The sequence below is a fragment of the Geodermatophilus sp. CPCC 205761 genome (assembly GCF_051383655.1).
In the GTDB taxonomy this organism is placed as follows: domain Bacteria; phylum Actinomycetota; class Actinomycetes; order Mycobacteriales; family Geodermatophilaceae; genus Geodermatophilus.
In genome coordinates this window covers 23,454-30,788 of record NZ_JALPKQ010000057.1, presented here as the reverse complement: position 1 = coordinate 30,788, position 7,335 = coordinate 23,454, and the positions used below count along the sequence as shown (strand labels likewise).

The following is a 7,335-nucleotide window of genomic DNA, read 5'->3' as shown; positions in this document are numbered from 1 at the left end:
GACCTGGTCGGCGGTGATCTGTCCGGCGGCGAACCCGGCGGCCAGGGCCGGCAGGTGCTCCAGTGCCCGGCCGTTGCCGACCACCCGGCGGACCGCGGCCGGGGACAGCCGGGCGTGGCCGCGCAGCCAGGACGGCATCGTCGTGAGACCGTCGTGTTCGGCGGCGCCGGCCAGCTCGCACTGCCGCACGGTGCGCGTGATCTCGGCGGCCAGCCGGTTCTCCGCGACCAGCAACCCGCGCAGCCGGTCCAGCAGCGCCGGCCCGAACAACGAGTCCAGCTCGTCGTCGGCCAGCCCGTCCAGCGCGACCGCCAACTCACCCATGTGCGCCTCCCACCACGCTTCGATCAGGTGTTCGAAGTCTACCTCGCCGGGAGTTCAGCAGCGCCTGAATCCCCAGGTCAGTCGCCCGTCCACAGATCCCGGGGCGGTCTTGCACAAGCCCTGCACCGCCTCCCATGACCCGCCCGCCGTTGAGGCTGCCGGCGTCCACGACGAGCCGCCGTACTCGGGGTGAGCAGCGGCTGCGCCGGCGAGGTGGCTCCAGCCGATGCCTGCCTCGAGTGCCGAGCCGACCTGACGGTTCAGCGCGCGAGATCGAGTTCCTCGGCGCCGGGATGGCGGCCGCTCAGGATGGATCCATCTCCCCGCCCTCACTGGCGGTACTCAGGCGTGCGGAAGGCTGAGGCGGTCCAGGTCGGCGCCGGAGAGGGTGACGACCTCCGGGTCGTAGCCGAAGCGCACCGTCACCTCGCCCAGCCGCGCCTCGACCAGCGTCGTCGGGCGCTCGGGTGAGCCGTCGGCCGGGCGGTACCACCAGCGCTCGGCGAGCAGCGGCAGGCCGCGATGGCGCAGGAACGCCGCCGCCTGCTCCCGCGCCGGGAAGGCCCGCAGCGGAGAGCCGAAGAGGGAGCGCGCCACGCACACGTCCGCGCCGTCCCGCCGCTCGGCGGTCAGGTAGCCCACGAGTTCGCCGTCCTCACGGCGGTGCACCGGCTCCAGCTCCTCGGTTCGGGTCATGTCCCGACGGTAGGGAGACCGGCAACCGGGTTTCGCAAGCTTGCGGATTCCTTGCGGTTGCCGGGCGGGGACCCTGCGGTTGGCCCTCCAGAGTTCTCCCTGTCGCCGGGACACGGCGACGAACCGGACCGAGGAGGACCACCGTGACCGCCCAGAACGCCCGACTCCGCGCCAACCGGAGGCGCGTCCTTGCCTCCGCCGGCGTCCTCGGGGTCGCCGCGACCGTCGCGGGCCTCGGCACCTTCGGCACGTTCACCGACAGCACGACGCCGGTGGTGACCCAGCTCGACACCGGGGTGCTCTCGATCGCGCTCACCGAGGCCGCCGACGCCGCGACCCTGTCGCTGTTCGACAACGGCAGCTTCCTGGCCGGCGACGCCGAGAGCTCGGCGATCGACCTGGTCAACGACGGCTCGGTGGCGCTCTCGGAGCTGCGGCTGACCTCGACGGCGACGACGTCGAGCGTCCTGGACTCCGACGCGGACGACGGCCTGCAGCTGCTGGTCGAGTCGTGCTCGGTGGACTGGGAGCTGAACGCGGGCCTGTGGTCCTGCGCCGGGACGACGGCCCGCCACTACGCCGGCCCGGTCGTGGCCGACACCGCCCTGGGCGGCTCCGCGGGCCTCGCGGCCGCCGGGGTGGACCACCTGCTGCTCACCGCGTCCCTGCCGTCGACGACCACCGCCGACCTGGTCGCCGGTGCCGTCAGCGAGCTGGACTTCACCTTCAGCGCGGTCCAGCGCGACGGCGGAGCCCGATGAGCCGGCCCTCCGGGGCCTGACAGACAGCCGGCGTCTCCCTTGCACGGGGGGATGGAGCCGCCGGCAGCACGACCGGCGACGCTGTGGGGGACAGCGTCGCCGGGAGCACCACCGACGACGTTGCGGGGGAACAGCGTCGCCGGGAGCACGACCGGGGGCGCTGTGGGGGACGGCGTCGCCGGGAGCACCACCGGCGTCACCGTGGGGGACGGTGCCGCCTCCCGGGGGACGTCCGGTACGGCTGTGGGGGACAGCGGTGCCGGACGGGGACGACGAGGCCGGTCGCGGACATCCGCGACCGGCCTCGCCGCGTGTGGGGGCCGCCGGGGAACCCGTCGCGGACGGAGATCCACCATGGGGGCTGCGCCACGCCCGGGCCACGCAGTACGTTCGATCGGTGACCGACGGTGAGGACAAGCGCCCGCCATCGGCGCCTGCCCGCACCCGCAGCGGCGTCCGACGGCTCGACCCGGCGCGCGACCAGGCCATCGCGGCCGCGGTGCTGGAGGTGCTCGGCCGCGACGGGTACGCCGCCCTCACCATGGACGCGGTGGCCCTGGCCGCCGGGGTGGGCAAGGCGACCATCTACCGCCGCTGGTCGAGCAAGTCCGAGCTCCTGCTCGGCGTGATGGACGTGCTGGGCGAGCTCATCGTCGCCCCGGACACCGGCACGCTGCGTGAGGACATGCTCGGTCTGCTCACCTCGACGCTGGACCTGCTCGCCGGCCCGCCCGGCCGGGCCACCCGCAGCCTGATCGGGGCCGTGCTCGACGACTGCGTCCTGGCCGAGGCATTCCAGCGGGGCCCGCTCGCGCACTGGGACCGCGCGTGGGCCACCGTGCTGGACCGGGCGGTGGAGCGTGGTGAGGTGAGCCGGGCCGCGGCGGACTCGCTCGCGGTCGAGGCCGGGACGGCGGTGGTCGCCCTGCGCTGGCTGGTCACCGGCCGGACGCTGGACGCCGACGTCGTGCGGGAGCTGGTCGACGGCGTGATGCTGCCGCTGTTGCGCGCCCGGTAGCTGCGGGTTTTGGATCGCCCCGGACGGGGCAGCGCAGGGCCTCAGACGCGGGAGGCCGGGTGAACCTCGAGAAGGTCGTCTTCGGCTTCTTCGTCGTGCTCGCCGCCACCCTGAACTTCGGGTTCTTCATCGGCGACATCGACGACCCCGAGCTGCACAACCCCTACGAGCTGTTCGCGGCGGTCGTCGTCAACCTGATCGCGACGGTGCTGAAGTTCGGTGACCGCACCCAGATCGGCGCCGTCCACCTGGCGACCAGCCTCGTCGCCGACCTGCAGCTGATCGGCGCCACGCTGATGTTCGGCTACGCCTCGTACGTCTCCACGGCCGGCATGACCCCCGCCTGGACGGCGAGCGTGGTCTCGCTGTCCGGGGGCGCGCTGCTGGCCAACATCGTCTCCGTCGTCCTGCTCGTCGTGGAGACGGTGTCCTTCCACCGCGGGTGACGGAGGTCGTCGTGGGCAACCCCCTGCTCGCCTTCTGGCGGAACGTCTTCGGCCGCGAGGACGACCGGCCGGTGCGCCGCAGCACCCTCCTGGTCGCCGCCGCGTCGGCGGCCGAGGCCTCGGCGACGATCTTCCTGGTCATGCGGCGGATGCGTGCGCCGCTCATCGTGCTCATCGTCATCTTCGCGGTCAGCGTGCTCGGGCTGACCCTCATCCCGGGGCAGGACCTCGAGGGCGACCCGTACCGGATGGGGTTCTTCGACGCGTTCTACGTCATGAGCTACACGGCCTCGACGATCGGCTTCGGCGAGATCCCGTACCCCTTCACCTACAACCAGCGGATGTGGGTGACCATCTCGATCTACCTGACGGTGGTCGGCTGGGCCTACGCCATCGGTTCGCTGCTCGCCCTCCTGCAGGACCGCGCGTTCCGCTCGGCGCTGGCCCTGCAGCACTTCACCCGCAAGGTGTCCCGGCTGCGCGAGCCGTTCCTGCTGATCGCCGGGTACGGGCGCGCCGGCGAGCTCCTCGGGCGGTCGATCGACGCGCTCGGCCGCCGGTTCGTCGTCCTGGACGCCAACTCCGAGCGGATCGACGACCTGGAGCTCGCCCCGCTGCACGCCGACGTCCCCGCCCTGGCCGCCGACGCCCGCGACCCCGGGCACCTCACCGTGGCCGGCCTGAACCACGCGTGCTGCGAGGCGGTCGTGGCGCTCACCGACGACGAGGAGACCAACCTCACCGTCGTCATGGCCGCCGCGCTGCTCCGGCCCGAGCTGCCGGTCATCGCCCGCGCCACCTCCCGGGCCATGGCCGACCGGATGCGGGCGTTCGGCGACCCCAGCGTGGTCGACCCGTTCGACCGCTTCGGCGACCACCTGCGGCTGGCGCTCAGCGCACCGGCGTCCTACCAGCTGCTCACCTGGCTGGAGAGCGGACCCGGGGCGCCGCTGCCCGGCCGCGGGACGCCGCCGCGCAGCGGGCGCTGGGTGGTCTGCGGGTACGGCCGCCTCGGCCGGGAGCTCACCGCCGACCTGCGGGCCGAGGGGATCGAGGTCACCGTCATCGAGCCGAACCCGACCGGTCCCGAGGACGCCGACATCGTGGTGGGGGACGGCTCCGAGCCCGAGGTGCTCGAGCGGATCGACCTCGCGCACGCGGTCGGCTTCGTCGCCGGCACGGACAACGACACCGCCAACCTGTCACTCGTGGCCGCCGCCCGGCGGGCCAACCCATCGCTGTTCGTCGCGGCCCGGCAGAACCGGCCGGCGAGCGCGCCGCTGTTCTCCGCCATGGCGGTCGACGCCCTCCTGGTGCCGACCGAGGTGATCGCGCACGAGGTCTACGCGCAGCTGTCCACCCCGCTGCTGTGGCGCTTCATCCGCGAGATGCCGGCCCAGGGTGACGCGTGGGCGGCCGACCTCGTCGACCGGCTCACCCAACTGTGCGGTCCGGAGCTGCAGGTGCTGTGGAAGGTCCGGCTGACCCCTCAGGAGGCGCCCGCGCTGACCCGGTGTCTGCCGTCGGGCGAGGTCCGGCTCGGCGACCTGCTGCGCAACCCGGAGGACCGGGACGAGCCGCTGCACGCCATGGTCCTGCTCGTCCTCCGCGGCGGGCGGGCCATGCTGGCGCCGGACGACGACGTCGTGCTGCGGACCGGTGACGAGCTGCTGCTCGCCGGCTGGGCGGCCGCGCGGCGGGCGCTGGGCCGGATCCTGCTGGTGGACTCCGTCCTCGAGTACGTCGTGTCCGGACGCCGGGTTCCCACCAGCTGGGTCTGGCGCACGATCACCCGCACCCCGGTGGGGGCACCGGCCGAGCGCCCGACCGAACGCACGCCGTCGTAGCGACGACGAGAGCGCGTGTCGTCGGATGCGGCGGAGCCTCACCGTCGGCGCGGCCCACCCTCGTCGAGTCCCTGCTCGACGGCACAGCGGACCAGCTCGACGCGATCGTGCAGCTGCAGCTTGCGCAGGGTGTTCTGCACGGTGCGGTGAGGCAGGGTCAGCTCCGCACTTTCTCGCGCTCAAGCGCCGACACGACCCGGGCGAACTGCTCCGCAGCGACTGGTACGCCCGGCATCGTGACCTGGCCCGGAACCTCTCCCCGGCGGCCGGAGGGCCGCGGCAAACGGATCCGCGAACTCGAACTCTCACTCGGACCCGTGGGTGGAGTGCGCGCAGTGGCCCGTGGCCGGCCCGGGGATGTCGAGGGCGGGGTTGCGGTCGAAGAAGCCGACCGGCGCGAGCGTGAACCCGCACGAGTCGACCGGCATCACGGGCCACTCCTCCGGCCGCGGGAAGTGGACCATCCCGAAGGTGTGCCACAGGACGACGTCCTGGTCCTCGAGCGGCCGGTCGCCGGCGACGAACACCGGCAGCCCGCCGGCCCCGGCGTGCTGGTTGACCAGGTCCCCGGCCGGGTGCCGCTGGGCAGGGTCGTACTGCGTGACCCACAGGTGTCTCGTGGCGAACCGGGCCCGCTCGTGGATGGACGAGGACTCGTCGGCCAGCAGGACCGGCTTGCCCTCCGGGATCAGGACGTAGCCGACCGGTTGCCCGAGCCGGTTGGTCACCGACGGATTGACCACCTGCCACATCCGGTCGACCGACGGATCGGCCATCCGTTGTGCCTCCGACTCACAGCTCAGCGGCGTCATCCGGCGGCGGAACCCGTTGCCGTAGGGGTTGACGCCACCCACCGCGTCCGGGACGGCGTCCACCTCGTAGACCGAGTTGGTCATCCCGTCGACGGCCATGTCCAACCGCGCGGAGAACAGGTGCTGGTGGAACGGGGCGCCCAGCCCGGGGGCGACCTCGGTCGCGTAGGGGTGGTCGATCCCTCGGTAGGAGCTCGTCCAGAGGATGCCGGTCGCCTTGACCTCCGCCTGGATCCGTCCGTCCAGGTAGAGGTACCAGTAGAAGCCGTAGTCGTAGTTCCCGACCGTGGTGACGAAGCTGATCACCAGCCGGCGCTGCCGCCGGGTCTCGGCCATGTCGAACCACAGGTCGCGGTGCTTCCAGAGGAGCCCGAAGTCCTCTTCGTGCATGCAGATCGCGTTGCGGATCAGCTGCGGGTGGCCCATCTCGTCGGCCAGCGTGGCGTCGAAGTAGTGGATCTCGCCGAGGCAGTCGCAGCCGAGCTCGAGGCTGTTGGCGAACCGGCCGAAGAGGTACTCGCTGCCGTCGAAGTAGTTCTGCCAGTAGCGAGCCGGTGAGGGGTCGGCGTAGGGCACGACCATCTCGGCGATCGATGCGCGGTAGACCACCGACCGGCCGTCATGCGTGAGCTGGTGCAGCGAGAGTCCCTCGCGGGCGTCGAAGCCGATCCGGAACCGCCAGCCGGCCCAGCTGACCTCGTCGTCGACGACGACGAAGCTCGCGCCCTCGGGCTGGGTGATCTCGATCGGCTTGAGGTCCGTCCGGGATTCCACCGCGTGCGGCGGGGCGTCCCAGCGGCCGCGTTCGGACGGAACCGGGAGATCGAGCAGGTCGTGCACCGCGGTCACCACGCCCGCCGTGAGGTCGATGACGCCGACCAGGCCGTCCACCGGGTGAGCCATCGGGTTGTCCTGCGGATCAGGCTGGTGGAAGGCGAGCACGCGAATGAGCCGCCGGCCGACCTCCTCGGACAGGCCGTACATGCCCGCGGACAACGGCGCGCAACGGACCTCCGCGACGGGGAGACCCCGCCGGGCCAGGGCCGCGGCCCACCGCTCGTCGGCCGCCACGATCCCGTCGAGCTCCATGAACTCCTCGACGAGGAGGGGTACCTGCCCCTCGGTGGCGGCGTCTATCACGACATCCCGGGCGACGGCGCCCTCCGTCAGCGAGACCGACACGTCGCGGGCGACCCCGGTGGCGCGGTCGAGCAGCAGGACGCGCGCCCGCCTGTCGACCTCCGCACCGGGCCGCCAGCTGAGCACGTCGCCCTTGTCGGGCTCCTCGAGCTCGACGAAGACGAAGCGGGTGGTGTCGGTGAGCATGCCGGCGGCCGCGAGCTGGTCGCGGACCTTCTCGATCTCTTCTGCGGTCAGCCGCGCCAGTGGGTGGCGGACGGTCGTGGCCCGGGTGGATGTCGCGGTCATCGG

General features: G+C 72.7%; 7 protein-coding genes. 4 read left to right on the top strand and 3 right to left on the bottom strand.

The features are described 5' to 3' along the window. Positions 1-324, bottom strand: a 324-nt coding sequence (locus MY526_RS23825; protein ID WP_436705210.1) for a DUF222 domain-containing protein, incomplete at its 3' end; no start/stop codon positions are given. 342 nt (positions 325-666) lie between these two features. Continuing rightward, positions 667-1,020 (bottom strand): hypothetical protein, encoded by a 354-nt coding sequence (locus MY526_RS23820; RefSeq protein WP_436694525.1) that lies wholly within the window; start codon positions 1,018-1,020, stop codon positions 667-669. Between the two features lie 143 nt (positions 1,021-1,163). Between MY526_RS23820 and MY526_RS23815 the strand changes: the two genes are divergently transcribed. From MY526_RS23815 to MY526_RS23800, 4 genes are all read left to right on the top strand, one after another. Further along, a complete protein-coding gene (locus MY526_RS23815; RefSeq protein ID WP_436694524.1) occupies positions 1,164-1,781 on the top strand; it encodes a hypothetical protein in 618 nt (205 codons plus the stop codon). 397 nt (positions 1,782-2,178) lie between these two features. After that, positions 2,179-2,799, top strand: coding sequence for a TetR/AcrR family transcriptional regulator (locus MY526_RS23810; protein ID WP_436694523.1), 621 nt, complete (start codon positions 2,179-2,181; stop codon positions 2,797-2,799). Between the two features lie 59 nt (positions 2,800-2,858). After that, entirely contained in the window at positions 2,859-3,245 is a 387-nt protein-coding gene (locus MY526_RS23805) for a DUF6394 family protein (RefSeq protein WP_436694522.1), read from the top strand. Further along, positions 3,242-5,092, top strand: a complete 1,851-nt coding sequence (locus MY526_RS23800) for a potassium channel family protein (RefSeq protein ID WP_436705209.1) — start codon at positions 3,242-3,244, stop codon at positions 5,090-5,092. Before MY526_RS23805 ends, MY526_RS23800 begins: the two co-directional genes overlap by 4 nt. Before the next feature lie 305 nt (positions 5,093-5,397). On the opposite strand, the gene MY526_RS23795 is transcribed toward MY526_RS23800, so the two are convergent. After that, entirely contained in the window at positions 5,398-7,332 is a 1,935-nt protein-coding gene (locus tag MY526_RS23795; RefSeq protein WP_436705208.1) for a primary-amine oxidase, read from the bottom strand. Between the last annotated feature and the right edge of the window lie 3 nt (positions 7,333-7,335).

Coding starts and splice junctions, on each gene's coding strand:
- MY526_RS23795 (WP_436705208.1), bottom strand. CDS start 7,332: ATGACCGCGACATCCACCCGGGCCACGACCGTCCGCCACCCACTGGCG.
- MY526_RS23820 (WP_436694525.1), bottom strand. CDS start 1,020: ATGACCCGAACCGAGGAGCTGGAGCCGGTGCACCGCCGTGAGGACGGC.